Origin of the sequence: Streptomyces sp. NBC_01016 (assembly GCF_026341035.1) — a bacterium.
Lineage (GTDB): Bacteria > Actinomycetota > Actinomycetes > Streptomycetales > Streptomycetaceae > Streptomyces.
This window is the reverse complement of the sequence record NZ_JAPEOQ010000001.1, coordinates 3415252-3434074: the sequence shown is the minus strand read 5'-3', so window position 1 is coordinate 3434074 and position 18823 is coordinate 3415252. Positions and strand designations below refer to the sequence as shown.

12 protein-coding genes are annotated in these 18823 nt (G+C 71.8%); 5 read left to right on the top strand and 7 right to left on the bottom strand.

What is annotated here, in order from left to right; genetic code table 11:
* Positions 1-4: 4 nt before the first annotated feature.
* Entirely contained in the window at positions 5-583 is a 579-nt protein-coding gene (locus tag OG746_RS15765; protein WP_266715228.1) for a (2Fe-2S)-binding protein, read from the bottom strand.
* The gene (locus OG746_RS15760) at positions 583-1485 is read right to left on the bottom strand and encodes an FAD binding domain-containing protein (RefSeq protein WP_266715227.1); all 903 of its coding nucleotides are present in this window, start codon (positions 1483-1485) and stop codon (positions 583-585) included. Before OG746_RS15760 ends, OG746_RS15765 begins: the two co-directional genes overlap by 1 nt.
* 367 nt (positions 1486-1852) lie before the next feature.
* Between OG746_RS15760 and OG746_RS15755 the strand changes: the two genes are divergently transcribed.
* Positions 1853-3556, top strand: coding sequence for a PucR family transcriptional regulator (locus tag OG746_RS15755; RefSeq protein ID WP_266715226.1), 1704 nt, complete (start codon positions 1853-1855; stop codon positions 3554-3556).
* A gap of 174 nt (positions 3557-3730) precedes the next feature.
* Complete coding sequence (locus tag OG746_RS15750) at positions 3731-4492, top strand: hypothetical protein (RefSeq protein ID WP_266715225.1); 762 nt, start codon at positions 3731-3733, stop codon at positions 4490-4492.
* A 94-nt stretch (positions 4493-4586) separates the two neighbouring features.
* Here the strand turns inward: OG746_RS15750 and OG746_RS15745 are convergent, their stop codons facing one another.
* A complete protein-coding gene (locus OG746_RS15745) occupies positions 4587-5321 on the bottom strand; it encodes a GntR family transcriptional regulator (RefSeq protein WP_524540466.1) in 735 nt (244 codons plus the stop codon).
* Positions 5322-5506: 185 nt separating this feature from the next.
* Here OG746_RS15745 and OG746_RS15740 point away from each other — a divergent pair, with 185 nt between their 5' ends.
* Entirely contained in the window at positions 5507-6361 is an 855-nt protein-coding gene (locus OG746_RS15740; RefSeq protein ID WP_266715224.1) for a (2Fe-2S)-binding protein, read from the top strand.
* Positions 6362-6547: 186 nt separating this feature from the next.
* Entirely contained in the window at positions 6548-7636 is a 1089-nt protein-coding gene (locus OG746_RS15735; protein WP_266715223.1) for a DUF2637 domain-containing protein, read from the top strand.
* Positions 7637-7666: 30 nt separating this feature from the next.
* On the opposite strand, the gene OG746_RS15730 is transcribed toward OG746_RS15735, so the two are convergent.
* Entirely contained in the window at positions 7667-8122 is a 456-nt protein-coding gene (locus OG746_RS15730; RefSeq protein WP_266715222.1) for an ATP-binding protein, read from the bottom strand.
* A 290-nt stretch (positions 8123-8412) separates the two neighbouring features.
* Here OG746_RS15730 and OG746_RS15725 point away from each other — a divergent pair, with 290 nt between their 5' ends.
* On the top strand, positions 8413-11475 hold the full coding sequence (locus tag OG746_RS15725) for an alpha-mannosidase (RefSeq protein ID WP_266715221.1): 3063 nt from the start codon (positions 8413-8415) through the stop codon (positions 11473-11475).
* A gap of 10 nt (positions 11476-11485) precedes the next feature.
* On the opposite strand, the gene OG746_RS15720 is transcribed toward OG746_RS15725, so the two are convergent.
* From OG746_RS15720 to OG746_RS15710, 3 genes are all read right to left on the bottom strand, one after another.
* Positions 11486-13231 carry a pyruvate dehydrogenase gene (locus OG746_RS15720; protein WP_266715220.1) on the bottom strand — a complete coding sequence of 582 codons (1746 nt, stop codon included), beginning with the start codon at positions 13229-13231 and terminating at the stop codon, positions 11486-11488.
* A gap of 80 nt (positions 13232-13311) precedes the next feature.
* Entirely contained in the window at positions 13312-14820 is a 1509-nt protein-coding gene (locus tag OG746_RS15715) for a protein phosphatase 2C domain-containing protein (RefSeq protein ID WP_266715219.1), read from the bottom strand.
* Between the two features lie 131 nt (positions 14821-14951).
* On the bottom strand, positions 14952-18707 hold the full coding sequence (locus OG746_RS15710; RefSeq protein WP_266715218.1) for a S8 family peptidase: 3756 nt from the start codon (positions 18705-18707) through the stop codon (positions 14952-14954).
* Positions 18708-18823 lie beyond the last annotated feature (116 nt).

The following is an 18823-nucleotide window of genomic DNA, read 5'->3' as shown; positions in this document are numbered from 1 at the left end:
CTGCTCAGACCCCTTCCGGCTGCGTCTGGCGCGCGGCGGCGAGCCGGACCGCGTCCATGATCTTCTCGTAGCCGGTGCAGCGGCAGAGGTTCCCGGAGAGCGCCTCGCGGATGTCCGCGTCGGACGGGCTCGGGTTCTGCTCCAGCATCTCGTCGGCCGCGACCAGCAGACCGGGCGTGCAGAAGCCGCACTGGACGGCTCCCGCGTCGATGAACGCCTGCTGGATCGGGGCGAGTTCGTCGCCCTCGCCGGTCTGCGAGTCGGTGCCCTTGGCGGACCAGCTCTGCGCGTCCTGAAGCGTCGTACCGCTTTCATGGGACGCACACGTACGGGACTTGGCGTGGTCGGCGAGCCCCTCGACGGTGACGACCTCGTGGCCCTCGACCTGTCCCGCGGCCACCAGACACGAACACACGGGCACCCCGTCGAGCCGAACGGTGCAGGATCCGCACTCCCCCTGCTCGCACGCGTTCTTCGAGCCCGGAAGCCCCATCCGCTCGCGCAGCACGTACAGAAGGGACTCGCCCTCCCAGACGTCGTCGGCTTCCTGCTTACGGCCGTTGACCGTGAAATTGACGCGCATTACGCGGCTCCCTCCGTGCGAACGCCCGAGCCGCGGTACGACTCCCAGGCCCAGGTCAGCGTGCGGCGTGCCATGACGCCGACCGCGTGACGGCGGTACGAGGCGGTGCCCCGCACGTCGTCGATCGGGTTGCAGGCGCCGGAGCAGAGCGTGGCGAACTGCTTGGCGACCGACGGGGTGATGATCTTGCCGTTGTCCCAGAACCCGCCTTCTTCCAAAGCGGAGTTGAGGAATTCCTCGGCCGCCTTGGCACGGACCGGAGTGGGCGCCGCCGAGCCGATGCCGGTGCGCACGGTCCGGGTCTCCGGGTGCAGGGCGAGGCCGAAGGCGCACACCGCGATGACCATCGCGTTGCGCGTGCCGACCTTGGAGAACTGCTGGGGCCCTTCGGCCTTCTTGATGTGCACGGCGCGGATCAGCTCGTCCTCGGCGAGGGCATTGCGCTTGACCCCCGTGTAGAACTCGTCGATCGGGATGCGCCGCGAACCGCGCACCGACTCCACCTCGACCTCGGCGCCGGAGGCGAGCAGCGCCGGGTGGGCGTCACCGGCCGGCGACGCGGTGCCGAGGTTGCCGCCGACGCCGCCGCGGTTGCGGATCTGCGGCGAGGCGACGGTGTGCGAGGCGAGGGCGAGACCCGGCAGCTCACCGCGCAGGTGCTCCATGATCTTGGTGTACGGGACGGAGGCGCCGAGCCGGACGGTGTCGCTCTGAGGCCCCCCGCCCACCTCCCACTCGTTCAGCTCACCGATGCGGTTGAGGTCGAGCAGGTACTCGGGGCGGCGGTGGTCGAAGTTGATCTCGACCATGACATCGGTGCCGCCTGCGATCGGCACGGCTGTGGGGTGCTCGGCCTTCGCGGCGAGCGCCTCCTCCCAGCTGCCGGGGCGAAGGAAGTCCATAACGGCTCTCTTCTCCGTGAGGTTCGTGGATCGGGCAGGGATCGTGCGTGGTTCGTGCGTCGTGGGGGCGATGCGATCGAGCCACGGGACGTGCGGATCACAGGGGCTCGTTCAGTTCGGTTCCAGGTGCTGTTCACGCGGAGTGAAGCCAGTACACCGCCTGTGCTCCGGCAGTGTCAGTCACGGAAAACATGAACGCGTTGGCTGGCCCACGGGGGTGTCTTGTAGATTCGTATGAACGGGTGGCATCAGTAACCTCACCGTTTTCTTCTGGAAACTACGAACACAGCTCCCCGGGACACCCTGGGCAGCGGTCCGTGGGTTCCACTCCGGTACGACTTCAAGACAGATCGGCGGCGACGAACACATGCGGCTGCGCGCATTGCTGGACACGGACGCGCTGGGCCTCAGCCTCCTCGGCGGCGAGGACGAGCTCGACCGCACCGTCCGCGGCGTGATGACCACGGACCTGCGGGACCCCAGCCGCTACCTGTCCGGCGGCGAGCTGGTCCTCACGGGCCTGGCCTGGCACCGGGAACCGGCCGATTCCGAGCCCTTCGCCCGGCTGATGGCCGCGGCGGGCGTCGCGGCCGTCGCGGCGGGCACCGCCGAGTTCGGCTACGTCCCCGAGGACTTCGTCGAGGCCTGCGCCCGGCACCGCGTCCCGCTGTTCTCGGTGGCCCAGTCCGTGGCGTTCGGGACGATCACCGAGCACGTCGTGCGTCAGGTCTCGGGCGAGCGCGCCGGGGACCTCGCGGCGGTCGTCGACCGGCACCGGCGCCTGATGACCTCGGGGCCCGCGGGCGGCGGCCCCGACGTCGTCCTCGACCTGCTCGGCAGCGACCTGGACCTGCGGGCCTGGGTGCTCTCCCCGACGGGGCGCGCGATAGCGGGCTCGTCGGCGGCCGGGCCCGCGCTGCCCGCGGAGATCCGCACCCGGCTGGCGGCCGAGCACCTGGCGGCCCTGCGCACCGGGCGGCGCAGCCCGCACCGGGTGACGGTCGAGGGGGTCACGTACTCGCTGTTCCCGATCCGCTCGGCGCCGAAGGACGGGCCGGCCGCCGCGCCCTCCGCCGACGCGCGGGCGAGCGTCCTCGCGGACTGGCTGCTCGCCGTCGAAGCGGACGCGGGCGACTGGCCGGAGGAGCGGCTCGACCTGCTCCAGGGCGTCACGCAGCTGATCTCGGTGGAGCGCGAGCGCCGGGACGCGGCGCGCACGGTGCGGCGCAGGCTCGCGCAGGAGGTCCTTGAGCTGGTGCAGGCGGGCGCGGCCCCCGCGGAGATCGCGGCACGCCTTCGCGTCGCGGCGCCCGTGCTGCTGCCGGGGCTCGGCGCGGCCCCGCACTGGCAGGTCGTCGTGGCGCGCGTGGAGTGGGCGGACCAGCAGGGCGAGAAGGCCGGGGGCGGGGCCGTGGCCCAGTCGCTCCTGGAGGAGATCCTCATCGCCCCGGAGGCCGGGGCGCGCCCCGACGCCGCCGAGCCGTCCGACCGGATCGCCGTGGCGCACAGCGGGGACGAGGCGATCGCCCTGGTGCCGCTGCCCGCCGTGGCCGCGGAGCACGACGGCTCGGAGCAGGGCCTGCTCGCGGACACGCTGCTGACCGCCGTACGTGAACCCCTCGCGGCCGGGCTCGCCGACCAGGGGCGCCTGTCGATCGGCGTGAGCGCCGCGGTGCACTCCGCGGAGGGGCTGCGCGGCGCCCTGGAGGAGGCGCGGCACGCACGGCGCGTGGCGGCCGCCCGCACGGGCGTGGTGTGCGCGGCGGGCCACCAGGAGCTGGCGTCCCACGTCCTGCTGCTGCCCTTCGTCCCGGACGACGTACGCCGCGCGTTCACGGCCCGGCTGCTCGACCCCCTTCGTGACTACGACCACAAGCACCGCGCCGAGCTGATCGCGACGCTGGAGGCGTTCCTCGACTGCGACGGCTCGTGGACCCGCTGCGCGTCCCGGCTGCACCTGCACGTGAACACGTTGCGGTACCGCGTGGGCCGCATCGAGCAGCTGACGGGTCGTGATCTGTCGCGCCTGGAGGACAAGTTGGACTTCTTCTTGGCGTTGCGGATGAGCTGACGTCCCATCAAGCCCACGCGCATCCCCTTAGCGATCTTGGGAGCGCTTGGGAACCCCATCCCTTTGTGAAATCTTTCACCCACCCCCTTGGCCGGGCGCCTTGATCCGTGCTGAGATGCCCACGGCAACTCGGCTCGATGGCGTGCTCGGGAGGGCAATGTGGCGTCTACCGCCATGTCTGGTACCGGAACGAACACAGCGGACGATCCACTCCAGACCGCGGTATGGCGGTTGCGTTCGCGCGGCTGCTGGACCGACGCCGCGGCACTCCTCGACCATCACGCGGCGGCGGACGCGGGGGCGGCCCTGCAACGGGCGGCGCTGCTGGTGGAACGGTGCCTGTACACGGAGCAGGGGTGGGCGGACGCGGAGGACGCGTTGCGTGCGGCGGAGGCGCTGGCCCACACGGACGAGGAACGGGGCGCGGCGGCGTGCGAGCGGGGTCAACTCGCGTACGAGGCCACGCTGTTGAAGACGCAGGACCGGTCCGACGAGGCGCGCTCGGCGTTCGGCAGAGCGGCGGCGCTCATCGCTCCGGGTGCGGCAGGGCGCGCGCTGCTCGACTTCCGGCGCGGCCTGATGTCGGAGAACCTGGCGGACTCGCCGCAGGCGGCCCGGTCGGCGTACCGCAGGGCCCACGCGGGCGCGACGGCCCACGGCGACGCGCTCCTGCTCTCCTTCACCTGGCGCCACCTCGCCGGACTCGCCCTACGGGAGGGCGAGTTGGCGGAGGCGCGGCACGGCTTCACGGAGTCCCTGCGCATCCGTGAGGAACTCGGCTACCTGGTGGGCACGGCCCCGGCCCTCGCGTCCCTGGCGGAGGCCGAACCGGAACCGGACACGAAGGCGCGGTTGCGCGCGGAGGCGGGGCGGTTGTTCCGGTTGCTGGACGGTGTGCCGACGTGGTTGGCGGGTGTGTTGCCCGCCGCGGCGTAGGGCTGTCACGTCACGGGACTCCGCCCCGGACCCCGCTGCTCAATCGCCGCAGGGGCTCAAATGGCTGACCCGAACGCCGCAGGGGCTTGATGCACTAACCCGCAACGTGCTCCTGCACCAACAAGGTCACCGCACCGCAGTCCTGCGCCTCCAACGCATCCAGCAACGCGCCATGCTGCCGCGCGTCAACCGCGAGGTCGGACGTCGACCACCCCACCTGCCGATGCAGATCGTCGGCGACCCGGATCACCTGGTCGTTGCCCGCGAACGCGAGAACGGCCCGGTGGAAGGCGCGATCCGCCTCCGCATACCCCGCCCGGTCCCCCATCGCGGCGGCCACCGCCGTCGCACGGACCAGCGGCCGCAGCTCGGCCCACCGCGCGGGCGCCACCGTGCGCGCGAGACGCGTCACCACCGGCACCTCGACGAGCGCCCGCACCTCCGCGAGCTCGGCCAGCTCGCGGTCCGAGCGCCGGGTCACCCGGAACCCCCGGTTGGGCACGACCTCGACCGCACCCTCCCGCGCCAACTGCTGCATCGCCTCGCGCACCGGCGTCGCCGAGACCCCGAAGCGCTCACCCAGGGCCGGCCCCGAGTAGACCTCGCCGGGCGCGAGGTCGCCGGAGACCAGCGCGGCCCGCAGCGCGTCGAGCACCTGGCCGCGCACGGACGTCCGCTCGACCACTCCGCGCGCCACGAGCCCGGGTGCGGGCGGCTCGCTGTGGGTGTGGTCACCACGGCTCTGCTCGGGGACGGAGACCGGTGCGGATACGGGCGCGGAGGGCCGCGGCGCCCAGGCCGGCATCGACCGCTGCTCCGGCACTCCCATGGAGGGGTCGCGTGCCGCGCGTGGTCTCGTCCGCTCCACCCCGGTCATCCCCTTCGCCGCCGTTCCTTGCCGTTTGTCCGAAGCTCAACGACGAACGATAGAGGGCCTTGCCGACAGTTCAAACCCCACCCCGGTCGGGTAAGGTAAGGCTTACCTGTAAACGATCAGGAATCGGTGGCCCCCTCATGCCCCTCACCACGTCGGCGCTCGGCGCGCCTCCCAGCGCGGTCTCGGCCGCGTACGCCCGCCTCACCGAGGTGTTCCCGGGCCTGGGCGTCACCGAGGTACCCGCTGGTCAGGCGCTGCCCGAGGGTGCGGGCTGGGTGCACACCGAGCGGCTCGCCGAGGGCGGCGCCGCGCTCGACGCCTTCCTCGCGTGGGACAACGCACAGGTGCTCAAGGACTACGGCACCGGCGCCCGCCCCGACGTGATCGCGAGCTTCGGCCTGCACCGCTACGCCTGGCCCGCCTGCCTGCTCATCACCCTCCCCTGGTTCCTGCACCGCCGCGTGCCCCGCTTCCCGGCCTCCGAGGTCGCCTTCCAGCGCACGCTCGGCCGGCTCGCCGTCCACGTGACCGAGTTCGCCTGCCTCCCCGACGACCCGGCGGCGAAGCTGCCCGGCGCCCGCGTCGTCCCGGACGAGGAGGCCCTGCGCGCCGAGGTCCGCGCGGCCGTCGCCGAGCACCTGCAGCCCGTGCTGGCCGGCTTCGGACCGCGGATGCGGCGCGGCCCGCGCGCCCTGTGGGGCATGGCGACGGACGAGATCGTCGAGTCCCTCTGGTACGTCGGCCACCTCCTCGGCGAGGAGCGGCGCGCCATGGCCGACCTGGAGGCGCTGCTCCCCGGCGCCACGAAGCCGTACGTCGGGAAGGCCGCGTTCCGCGAACTGACGGGACCCGACGGGGAGTTGCTGCCCACCCGCGACCGCGCGAGCTGCTGCATGTTCTACACGCTGCGCCCGCAGGACACCTGTGTGACGTGCCCGCGCACCTGTGACGCGGACCGGGTCGGCAGGCTCACCGCGGCCGCGGCGGCCTGAACCACCCGTTCGAGTGACGTAATTCGAACTCAACTTCCGTTTTCCCGGCGGGAGTTCGAGCGTACGACCGCTTTACGCGCCCCCTTGCACACCAATGGCGTTCTCTTGCCCCGAAACCCCCTGCGGGGTCGGGCGACTGGGCCAATATGGCGCCGTTCCGCCCTATCGCGATGCAAGGGACCCTTGATGAGACTGACCGACATATCGCTGGACTGGCTGCTTCCGGGCGCCGTACTGCTCCTGGGCATGCTGGCGGCGGTCGCAGTGCTCGCGCGCGGCAGGCGCGCCGGGGGCGCCAAGAAGGACGCGGGGATGTTCTCCGACGATTCGTGGGAACGCACCGAGGAGCGCCGCAGGCGCAAGGAGGCCGTCTACGGCACCGCCTCGTACGTGCTGCTGTTCTGCTGCGCCGCCGTCGCCGCCGCCCTCTCCTTCCACGGCCTGGTCGGATTCGGCAAGCAGAACCTGAACCTGTCCGGGGGCTGGGAGTACCTCGTCCCCTTCGGGCTCGACGGCGCCGCGATGTTCTGCTCGGTGCTCGCGGTGCGCGAGGCCAGCCACGGCGACGCCGCGCTCGGCTCCCGGATACTCGTGTGGACGTTCGCCGGCGCCGCCGCCTGGTTCAACTGGGTGCACGCGCCGAGGGGCCTGGGCCACGCGGGCGCCCCGCACTTCTTCGCGGGGATGTCCCTCTCGGCCGCCGTCCTCTTCGACCGTGCCCTGAAGCAGACGCGCCGCGCGGCGCTGCGCGAACAGGGCCTGGTGCCGAGGCCGTTGCCGCAGATCCGGATCGTGCGCTGGCTGCGCGCACCTCTGGAGACGTACAGCGCCTGGTCGTTGATGCTCCTGGAGAATGTGCGCACCCTCGACGAGGCCGTGGACGAGGTGCGCGAGGACAAGCGGGAGAAGACGCAGAACCGGATGCGCCAGCGCGAGCACCAGAAGCTGGAGCGTGCCCAACTGAAGGCGCTGAGCCGGGGTTTCGGCGCCCGCGACCCCCGGCAGGTGGAGGCCGGCAGCTCCGGGCAGAGCGGCCCGGAGTCCGCCATATCGGGGGCGGCCCCGCAGTCGGAACTACCGCAGGCGGCGCCCGCACCGGAACAGCTTCCGCTGCGCGCCCGCCCCTCCCTCCAGGCCGTCAAGGGAATCCGTAGGTCCCGTGACCAGAAGGCGCCCGTCACCGTCGATCTGACGGCGGAGGACGATACGCAGGCGCTGCCCCGGCTCGACTCTCTGGAGCAGAAGCTCAAGGACCTTGAGCAGCAGCTCGGTTGAGCCCGTCCGTGGTACGGCGGCGTCGTGGGATCACACGACGCCGCCGTCCAGTTCGAACCAGACCACCTTGCCCGTGGCATCCGGGCCGAGCGCCGCGACGCCCCAGGCGTCCGCGAGCGACTGCACCAGGATGAGTCCGCGCCCATTGGTTCCGTGCGTACCGTCGTCGGCGTGCGGTACGCGTGGCTTGGGCCTGCGCGAGACGAAGTCGCGGACCTCGACCCGTAGGGAGCGCGAGCCCACGGTCGCCGTGAGTTCCGCCTCACAGTCCGTGTGCACCAGCGCGTTCGTCACGAGTTCGCTGGTCAGCAGCTCCGCCACCTCCGATCTTCCGGGCCTTCCCCAGTGCAGGAGGAGTTCGCGCAGCGCGCGCCTCACCTCCGGGACGGCCCGCAGGTCCGCCTTGCCGAGCTTGCGCTTGAGCTGCCTCGGCGGCCCGTCCCCCCGATCCGCCGTACTCACGGCGGCCCCCTTCTCGTACGTCATGGAGCCCCTGTCACCCACTGGGGCGCCCCCTCCTCGTATCTGCCGTTTCATGGCCCCCGCCCACACGCGGCTCGCGATGCCTTCCTCGCTCCGGCCTCCTGCCGCTCGGCGTGCCCTCGAACGCGTACACGGGGATGAATGCCCCGCTGCCTGATCGGCACGCTTGTTGATTGGTCCACCAGTTGCCGGGGTGTCCGGCGCCGCGCCGGGTAAGGAAGCGTGGGGACGCCGCCGGGGACCGGCACAGTACGAGCAGCGAACAGCACCGCAGGAGCACCGAAGGAGACGCCGTGCACGACGACCGACACCTCGTGGAAGGCCGACTCGACCGCGCGATGCGCCAATTCGTGCGGCCCGCGCAGTACGGGGCGCGGGTACCGCTGAGCATGAGCGTCTGGCACGCACCGGGGGAACCGGTTCCGGTGGCCGAGGCCCTGGACGGCACGTACGAGCCCTTCGAGACCGGCACCGCGTGGGGAAAGCCGTGGTCGACGAGTTGGTTCCGCCTGGAGGGGCGGGTGCCCGAGGAGTGGGAGGGGCGGCACGTCGAGGCGGTCGTCGACCCCGGATTCTCCGGGCAGGGGCCCGGCTTCCAGGCGGAGGGACTGCTGTACGACGCGTCGGGTGTACCCCTCAAGGGCATCCACCCGCGCAACCGGCATCTGACGATCGCGGCGCGCGCGGCCGGCGGGGAGCCGGTGCATCTGCTCCTCGAGGCGGCGGCCAATCCGACGGTGCTGCGGGACTTCGAACCCACCTTCCTCGGTGACGTACTGACCGCAGGGGATCGCCCCAACTACCGATTCCGCTCTGCCGATCTGGCCGTACTCGACGAGGAGGTCTGGCATCTCGTCCTGGACGTCGAGGTGCTCTCGGAGCTGATGCACGAGCTGGATGCGGACCGGGCCAGGCGCCACGACATCCTGCGCGCCCTGGAGCGGATGCTGGACGCCCTCGATCTGCACGATGTCCCCGGCACCGCGGCGGCGGCCCGCGCCGAGCTGGCCGAGGTGCTGTCCCGTCCCGCGCACGCGAGCGCGCACCGGGTCTCGGCGGCCGGGCACGCGCACATCGACTCGGCGTGGCTGTGGCCGCTGCGCGAGACGGTCCGCAAGGCCTCGCGCACGTTCGCGAACGTCACGGCGCTGGCCCGCGACTACCCGGAGCTGGTCTTCGCCTGCTCGCAGGCGCAGCAGTACGCGTGGGTGAAGGAGCACCAGCCGCACATCTGGGAGCGCATCAAGAAGGCGGTCGCGGACGGGAACTGGTCCCCGGTCGGCTCGATGTGGGTGGAGTCGGACGCCAACATGCCGGGCGGCGAGGCGCTCGCGCGTCAACTGGTGCACGGCAAGCGGTTCTTCCAGGACGAGCTGGGCGTGGAGACGGAGGAGATCTGGCTGCCGGACTCCTTCGGATACACCGCCGCTTTCCCGCAGTTGGCGAAGCTCGCGGGCGCCAAGTGGTTCCTGACGCAGAAGCTGAGCTGGAACCAGACGAACAAGATGCCGCACCACACGTTCTGGTGGGAGGGCATCGACGGCACGCGGGTGTTCACCCACTTCCCGCCCGTGGACACCTACAACGCACAGTTCCACGCGAACGAACTGGCCCGCGCCGAGCGGAACTTCGCGGAGAAGGGCGGCGCGTCCCGCTCCCTCGTCCCGTTCGGCTGGGGCGACGGCGGGGGCGGCCCGACCCGCGAGATGCTGGAGAAGGCGCGCCGGCTGCGCTCGCTGGAGGGATCGCCGCGCGTCGACATCGAGAAGCCGGCCGCGTTCTTCGAGGCCGCGCACGAGGAGTACGGCGCGAAGGCCCCCGTCTGGTCCGGCGAGCTGTACCTGGAGATGCACCGCGCCACGTACACCACGCAGGCGAAGACGAAACAGGGCAACCGCCGCTCCGAACACGCCCTGCGCGAGGCCGAGTTGTGGTGCACGGCCGCCGCCCTGCACGACGCGGACTACGCCTATCCGTACGACGTACTCGACCGGATCTGGAAGACGGTGCTGCTGCACCAGTTCCACGACATCCTGCCGGGCTCGTCGATCGCCTGGGTCCACCGGGAGGCCCGGGAGACCTACGCCCAGGTACTCGCGGAACTGGACGACATCACCACCGGAGCCGTACACCGCCTCGGCGGGTCCGCGCCGTCGGCACTCAACGCCTCGCCGTACCCGCGCAGCGAAGTCGTCGCCCACGACGGGCAGTTGACGCATGTGAACGTCGACGGGCTCGGCGCCCGCTCCCTCACCGAGGCCGCCGGACAGACGCACGGACCGGGCGCGCACGCGGCGGCGACGCGGGAGACGGACTCGATCGTGCTCGCCAACGAGCACCTCACCGTCACGATCGACAGCGACGGACTCCTCAGCTCCGTACGGGACTTGAGGGACGGCGGCCGCGAAACGCTCGCTCCCGGCAGCCGCGGCAACCTGCTGCAACTGCACCCCGACCACCCCACGCAGTACGACGCCTGGGACCTGGACGCCCACTACCGGCACACCCGCACCGACCTCACCCGCGCCGAGTCGGTGGAGCTGGTCGAGGAGGGCCCGCTGCGGGTCTCCGTGCGCGTCACCCGCCACTTCGGGAAGTCCCGGATCACGCAGGAGTACCGGCTCGCCGCGGACAGTCGGCGCCTCGACGTCGTCACGGACATCGACTGGCAGGAGTCGGAGAAGGTCCTGAAGGCGGCGTTCCCGCTGGACGTGCACGCGGAGCGGTCGTCGGCCGAGATCCAGTTCGGCCACGTCAACCGGCCCACGCACGCCAACACCGGCTGGGACGCGGCCCGTTACGAGATCTGCGCGCACCGCTGGCTGCGGGTCGCGGAGGAGGGCTACGGGGTCGCGCTGCTCAACGACTCCACGTACGGCCACGACGTGACGCGCGCCGCGCACGACGAGGGCCTCGGCACCACGGTCCGCCTCACGCTCCTTCGCGCCCCGCACTCCCCCGACCCGGAGACGGACCTGGGCACGCACCGCTTCACGTACGCGCTGCTGCCGGGCGCGACGACCGGCGACGCGGTGGCGGAGGGGCTCGCCCTGAACCTGCCGCTGCGGATCGCGCCCGCGCCCGCCGTGACGCCGCTGGTCGCGGTCGACAACCCGGCGGTCACGGTGGAGTCCGTGAAGCTCGCGGAGGACCGCAGCGGGGATGTCGTGGTGCGGCTCTACGAGTCCCGGGGCGGGCGCGCGAACGCGACGCTCACGGCGGCGTTCCCGGTGGCGGGCGCCGACGAGACGGACCTCCTGGAGCGGCCGCTGCACGCGGCCGACACCTCGGACGCCGGTCTCGCCCTGTCCCTGCGCCCGTTCCAGATCCTGACGCTGCGGCTGCGGCCGGTGTGATGCGGAGGCTTTAGGGACGCGGCATGTTGCGGAGGTTGGAGCGGGCCATCTGCACCATCCGGCCCACTCCGCCGTCGAGGACGATCTTCGAGGCGGAGAGGGCGAAGCCCGTGACCATCTCGGCGCTGATCTTCGGCGGGATGGACAGGGCGTTGGGATCGGTGACGACATCGATCAGCGCGGGCCCCTTGTGCCTGAACGCGTCCTTGAGCGCGCCCGCGAGCTGCTTCGGCTTCTCGACGCGGACGCCGTAGGCACCGGCGGCGCGGGCGATCGCGGCGAAGTCGGGGTTCTTGTTGGTCGTCCCGTACGAGGGGAGCCCGGCCACGAGCATCTCCAACTCGACCATTCCCAAAGAGGAGTTGTTGAAGAGGACGACCTTCACCGGCAGGTCGTACTGGACGAGGGTGAGGAAGTCGCCCATCAGCATCGAGAACCCGCCGTCGCCCGACATCGAGACGACCTGCCGGTTCCGGTCGGTGAACTGGGCGCCGATCGCCATCGGCAGCGCGTTCGCCATCGAGCCGTGCGAGAACGAGCCGATGACGCGGCGGCGCCCGTTGGGCGAGATGTAGCGGGCCGCCCAGACGTTGCACATGCCGGTGTCGACCGTGAACACGGCGTCCTCGGCGGCGAGTTCGTCGACGACGGAGGCGACGTACTCGGGGTGGATGGGGGTGTGCTTCTCGACCTTGCGCGTGTACGCCTTCACGACGCCTTCGAGCGCGTCGGCGTGCTTCTTCAGCATCCGGTCGAGGAACTTGCGGTTCGACTTGGGCTTCACGCGCGGCGTGAGGCAGCGCAGCGTCTCGCGTACGTCGCCCCAGACCGCGAGGTCCAGCTTGGAGCGCCTGCCGAGGTGCTCGGGCCGCACGTCGACCTGGACGATCTTGACGTCCTTCTGCGGCAGGAAGGCGTTGTACGGGAAGTCGGTGCCAAGCAGGATCAGCAGATCGCACTCGTGGGTGGCCTCGTACGCGGCGCCGTACCCGAGCAGCCCGCTCATGCCCACGTCGTACGGGTTGTCGTACTGGATCCACTCCTTGCCGCGCAGCGCGTGGCCGACCGGCGACTTGATCTTCTCGGCGAACTCCATGACCTCGGCGTGCGCGCCCGCGGTGCCGCTGCCGCAGAACAGGGTGACCTTGCCGGCCTCGTCGATCAGCTCGACAAGCTTGTCGATCTCGGCGTCGCCGGGGCGGATGCTCGGCCGGGAGGTGACGATCGCGGTCTCGATGGACGTCTCGGGCGCGGCTTCGTCGGCGACGTCGCCGGGGAGGGTCACGACGCTGACGCCGGACCGGCCGACGGCGTTCTGGATGGCGGTCTGCAGGACGCGCGGCATCTGCTTCGGGCTGGAGATCATCTCGCTGTAGTGCGAGCACTCGGAGAACAGCCGGTCGGGGTGGGTCTCCTGGAAGAAGCCGAGGCCGATCTCGCTGGACGGAATGTGCGAGGCGAGGGCGAGGACCGGGGCCATCGAGCGGTGGGCGTCGTAGAGGCCGTTGATGAGGTGCAGATTGCCGGGCCCGCAGGACCCGGCGCACGCGGTCAGCTTTCCGGTGACCTGCGCTTCCGCGCCTGCGGCGAAGGCGGCGGTCTCCTCGTGCCGTACGTGGACCCAGTCGATCGCGTCGTTGCGCCGGATCGCGTCGACGACCGGGTTGAGGCTGTCGCCCACGACTCCGTACATGCGCTCGACGCCCGCGCGGACGAGGATGTCGACGAACTGCTCGGCGACGTTCTGCTTGGCCATGACTCACGCGCCCTTTCGGAACCCGGTCTCCGCGTTGCTTCTCAGCTCTTCCGTGTTCCATGAATTCATACGGGGCGTGCTCACGCCTCCCAGACGGCCGCAGCCGTTCGATCGTCGGCGTATCCCTTCACCCGGACCTGGGTGTCCGCGAGGAATGTTGCGAGGCCCGGAGGGTCGGCGTCCGCCCACCTGTTCGCCAGGTGGCGGGCGAGATCCGGCTCTCCGCGGAGCGGTTCGGCGAGGCCGGGCGAGCAGAGCAGCAGCGTGTCCCCCGGTCGGGCGACGGAGGCGCGGAACCGGAAGGCGTCGCGGGGCGGCGGGGGCGCGGGCTCGTAGGGGCTCGGGGGCGTCGTGATGTTGAGGTCCATCGTGAGCCGGTCGCCGTCCGGTGTCTCGGCCGGCGGCGTCGAACCGAAGCCGACGACGGGTTCGCCGCTCTGCTCGGCGACGCTCGGCTCTATGTCCCGCCACTCCCCGTCCCGCAACCGGAAGAGTCCGCCCTCGCCGATGCCGAAGAACACGCGGGTGCGGCACGCCGGGTCGGCGGGCAGCAGCAGGCAGCGGAGCGTCGCGGCGTACTGCTCCGGGTCGAGGCCCTGTTCGGTGGCGCCGGCCCGCAGCTTGCCGAGGCTGCGGTCGGTGAGCCGGTGCAGGCCCGACTTGAGGTCGCCCCTGCGGCCCGCCCGCACGTCCTCCGCGAGCCGCGTGTGGCTGAGCCCGACGGCCCGCCCGATCCACTCGCAGACCTCGGCGGCGGCCCGGTGCGCGCCGGGTGTGGCGCGGGCGCCGGTGGCCATCGCCACGAGGATCAGCGCCGTGGACCCGCTCCCGAACCGCGCGGTGAGCAGACTGTCGCGCCGCAGCTCGCCCCGGTACCGCGCGGAGTCCCCCCGCACGGACACGGCCCGCAAGGTCGACACCCCGCACCGCGCCCCGTCGAGCACGGTGTCCGCGACGAGATCGTCCAGGTCCTCCGGATCGGCGAGAGGAAGGGCGCTCGGCTCGGCGTCGTAGGTGGGCGGACCGTCGCCTACGTAGATGACGGGGTCCTCTTGCGGCGGGGCCGGGTGGGTCTCTTCGCCGCGGGGCGCCTCCGGCGGGAGTGGGGGTGCCTCCGGAGGGGCCGGTGGGGCTTCTACGCGGGGTGCTTCCGGCGGAGGGGGAGGCGTCTCTGGCAGGGGCGGTACGGCTACGGACTGAGGCGTCTCCGGCAGGGGTGGCGCGGCTTCGGGCGGGGGCGGAGCCTCCGGCAGGGGTGGCGCAGCTTCCGGAGGTGGCGGTGGTTCCGCCTCGGGTGCGTCGGCGCCGGGTTCGTCCGGGACGGGTGGGGTGGTCCAGACGTGGTGTGTCTCCGGGTACGGGGCGTGGCGGGGCTCCGGCACGGGTGGGTCGTCGACGGCCGGTGGGGCCGGGGGCGGCGGAGAGTGCGGGGACGCGACCGCGCCGGCCGAGCTGAAGCGGTCGTCCAGGGTGTCCGGGGCCGGAGTGGGCCCGGTGTCCTCGGCGGCGGCCTCGTTGTCGTACAACTTCCCCCACCAGTCGTCCCCTTGGGCCGGGTGACCGGTGGGCCTCTCCCCCTGCTGGCTCATGCCCTCATTGTCCACGGCACGGGCCGTACGAAAACGGGGCATCGGGAAAAGCCCACCGAAATGGGCCCGCCGGGCGGCCCTACCCCCCACGGGAGGACCACCCGGCGGACCGGATCGGGTGAGCGTCCGAACTAATGCACGTCGTACGCCCGGTTCACCGTCTGCGTGACCGAGTTGCCCTTCGCGTCCGTCAGTTGGACCTTGAGGGTGACCTGCTTGCCGGAGGCCCCCGCGTGGTCGACCGTCGCGGTCCACTTGCCGTCCCGCTTCGAGGTCTTCGCCTCGGTCCAGGTCTCCCCACCGTCGTACGAGTACGAGAGCGCGGCCTTCGTCAGGGCGCCCGGCTCGTAGCCCGCGTGACCCGTCGCCGTCAGGGCGACCTTCTGGCCGTCCTTCGCGGCGAGCGTCTTCATGCCGTCCTCGGGGAACGTCATCCGCGGGAAGAGCAGCGGGATGCCCTGCGAGTACGTGTTCTCCTCCTCGTGCGAGCGGAACGCCCATGTCGTTGTGGTCTGCGGGGAACGGAGCCAGGTCTTGCCGCCGTTCAACTTCATTGTGTTCAGCGTGAGTTCGTACGCCGCGTCCCCGGACGGGACCGTGAAGGCGCCGTACGGCCAGCCGGTGGAGCCCACGGTCTCCCCGTTCCGCTTGAGCTCGACGCCGCCGACGTCGCCGAACGAGCCCTGGACGCCCTGGTGTTCACCGTCGCCCCAGAATCCGGGGGCGACGCCGATCAGATTGCCCTGGCGTTCCGCGGCGAGCGCCTGCTTGCCAGAGGCGTCGAGCGGCGTGGTGGGGGCCATCGCGCCGCCGTACCACTCCTCGGCGCGCTTCTCCCCCTTCTCGTACGTCCGTACCGGGTCGATCATGAACTCGCCCCACGGGAAGCTGCTGGACACCTGGTGGCCGTAGCCGGTCGCACCGGGCGAGTACAGCTCGGTGCGGGTGGACGGCGCGGCGACCAGGGCGAAGTCCCCGAAGGATGTGGTCAGTCCGGTGGGCCGGGACACCGACGGCAGGTCGACGTAGTCCGTGGCCGCGCCCATCGCCTTGTACGTGGCCTTGTTCGTGGCGAGGTTCCGGTCCGACACCCGGTAGCCGCGGTCGTCGCGGATCTGCCCGGTCTCGGGGAACGCGAGCGTGTAGACGTACGGGCTCTTCGCCGTCGCCTTCCAGCGGAGTGTCGTGGTCCCGGCCGCGATCCGCCCGGCGAGCGCCGCGCCCTCCGCCGCCTCAAGGCCGAGCATCGGGATCTGCGCGCCGACGAAGCCGACGGTCGGGTACCAGCGGCCCGCGGCCTCCCGGTACAGGACGACCCCCTTGACGCCCGCCTTGATCGCGGCCTGCGCGACCGTGCCCGCGGAGCCACCCTCTGGCAGCTTCACCAACGCCAACTTGCCCTTGGCAGCCGCCAGTTCATCGGCGGTTCCGGCCCCCGCGGAGACGACCTCGGAGGTCCCCGTGCCGTCGAGGTTCGAGGAGTTAGTGGAGCTGGTCACCGGGTGCAGCGCGGGCCCGTCGACCACACCGAACTCGCTGATCTGCGGGGCGGCCGCGCGCCAGAAGCTGTCGAACTCGAAGTCGCCGTCGCGGACCTCGCCCTGGACATCGGCGTAGTAGCCGCGCACGGTGCGCGAGCCCTGAATGCTCGCCGCGTGCAGCCAGTTGTCCTCGCCGAAGGTGCGGGCGAACCCGAGGGTGGCGCCGCGCACCTCGCTCTCCCGGTCCGTCTTCACGCTCAGTCTGTGGGCCTTGCGGGCGTCGAGGACGACGGTGGTGTCCTTGGTCAGGTTCAGCTGCGGACGCCCCAGGAACGTCGCGGACCCGATCAGCGTGCCCTCGGTCTCCGGCGTCGCGACGAACGCCGACAGGGCGTACGCACCGGGCCTGACCTGGTACGTCTGGTCGGCGGCGCCGTCGTTGACGCGCCGCTCGCCGGACGCGTCGTCGGTGCCGACGAGGTCGAGCGAGGAACCGGCGGTGGCCGGATTCCCCTGCCGGTCGACGACCTTGACGCGCAGGGTGACGGTCTCCGGCTGGACGTACAGCGAGAACGGGGTGCTCAGGTGCACGCCGCCCGGCCCGGTGGCGAGGATCCGGCCGGTGACGTCGCCGTACTGGGCCTTCGTGAGGTGTGCGGTCGGGTCGACGGTCAGCGGGACCTGAGCGGTGCCGCCCGCCGGGACGGTGACCGTGCGGGCGCCGAGCCGGGCGACCTGGGACTTCACGGCGGAGCCGTCGTTGCCGGTGACGCCGTCGACGTCGAGGCTCAACTTCACCGGTTTGTCAGTGGTGTTGGTGTACGGCACCTGGACGGTGGTGCGGTCGCTGCTGTCCTGCGGCCAGTTGAAGGTGCCGCCCTGCACGGCGCCCGCGCCGAGGACCTTCTGGTCGACGGCGGCCTTCACGTCGAGCCGGCCGCCGCCGGTCTCCCGGGTGTCACCGGGGATGTCGGCGTCGGCGGACGCGACGAGCGCCTGCTTGACCTGCTGCGCCGTCCAGTCGGGGTGGCGCTGCTTGACGAGGGCGGCGGCGCCCGCGACGTGCGGCGTCGCCATCGACGTACCGCTCATGGACTGGTACGCGTACACGCCCCGGCCGCCCGCGGCGGCCGCCTTGATGTCGACGCCCGGCGCGGCGATCTCGGGCTTGAGGGTGTGGGTGCGCCGCACGGGGCTGCGGCTGGAGAAGCTCGCGGTCTCGTCGTCGCTGTCGACGGCGCCGACGGTGAGCACCTCGGGCACGCAGCCCGGCGAGGAGACCGTGTTGAGGCTCGGCCCGGAGTTGCCCGCCGCGATGACGAAGAGCGTGTCCTTCGAGGATCGCGCGAGTTCCTGCGTGGCCTGCGACATGGGGTCGGAGCAGTCCAGCTCGTCCGGGTTGCCCAGCGACATGGACACCACGTCGGCCTTCTGGTCGACGGCCCACTGCATGCCGGCGATGATCCACGAAGTGGCGCCGGAGCCACCGTCGTTGAGGACCTTGCCGTTGAGCAGCGTGGCGCCCGGGGCGACGCCCTTCTCCTTGCCGCCGCTCGCCGCTCCGGAGCCGCCGACCGTGGACGTGGTGTGGGTGCCGTGGCCCTGGTGGTCGTCGGCGTCGGCGGAGTCGGTGAAGTTCTTCGACTCGGCGACGCGGCCCTTGAGGTCGGGGTGTTCGGTGTCGACGCCGGTGTCGAGGACGGCGACCTTGGTGCCCTTGCCGTCGTAGCCCGCGGCCCACGCCTCGTCGGCGTGCACCTGCTTCGTGGAGTCGGCAAGGAGCGACTCGACCTTGGCGTCGAGCCAGAGCTTCTTCAGGTCACCGGCCGCGCGGGAGCGGGGACTTGAGACGTCGTCCCAGAAGTCGGCGGCCTTCTTCTTGTCGGCCTTCAACGCGACGCCGTCGACCGGGTCGAGGACGAGGCCGCGCTGCGCGCCGCGCGGTGCGGCGGGCGCGCTGCGGGCCACGTCGACGGACTTGTCGTAGGTGGCGATGAGCGGCAGCGTCGCGCTGTGCTGGTCGTCGTAGCCCTGCCGGATCAGGCCGGTGACGTTGAAGAGTTCCTCGTCGACGCGGCCCCCGGCGAGCGCCTTCGCGGCGCTGTCCGGGTAGACGTACAGGTCCTTGCCCGACTGCCTGGTCTGCAGCAGCGGGGTGCTGCCGTCGGCGGCGGGCAGGGCCGCCGCCGTGGGGCGCCCTTCGGCGTCGGTGGTGACGACGACGCGGTCGCCTGTGACCAGCGTGACCGTGACCGCGGAGCTCTTGGCAGCGGCGGCGGGGCTGCCGACGAGCGGCCGGCCGCCGTCCGGGGTCCTCCCCTCCAGGGCCCCGGACGGGACGGCCGCGGTGATGCCCAGGACGACGGCGGTCGCCGTGCCCAGGGCCGCACGCGATATCGGGCGCATCGCTCTCCCCAAGTAGAAGCGCGGGTCAATACGGTCCAAAGGCCGTATTCCCGACGGGTGTTGGTGCTGCGGTGGCGCCACATTGGCAGAGTGATGGCCGGTACAGGGAAGATGGG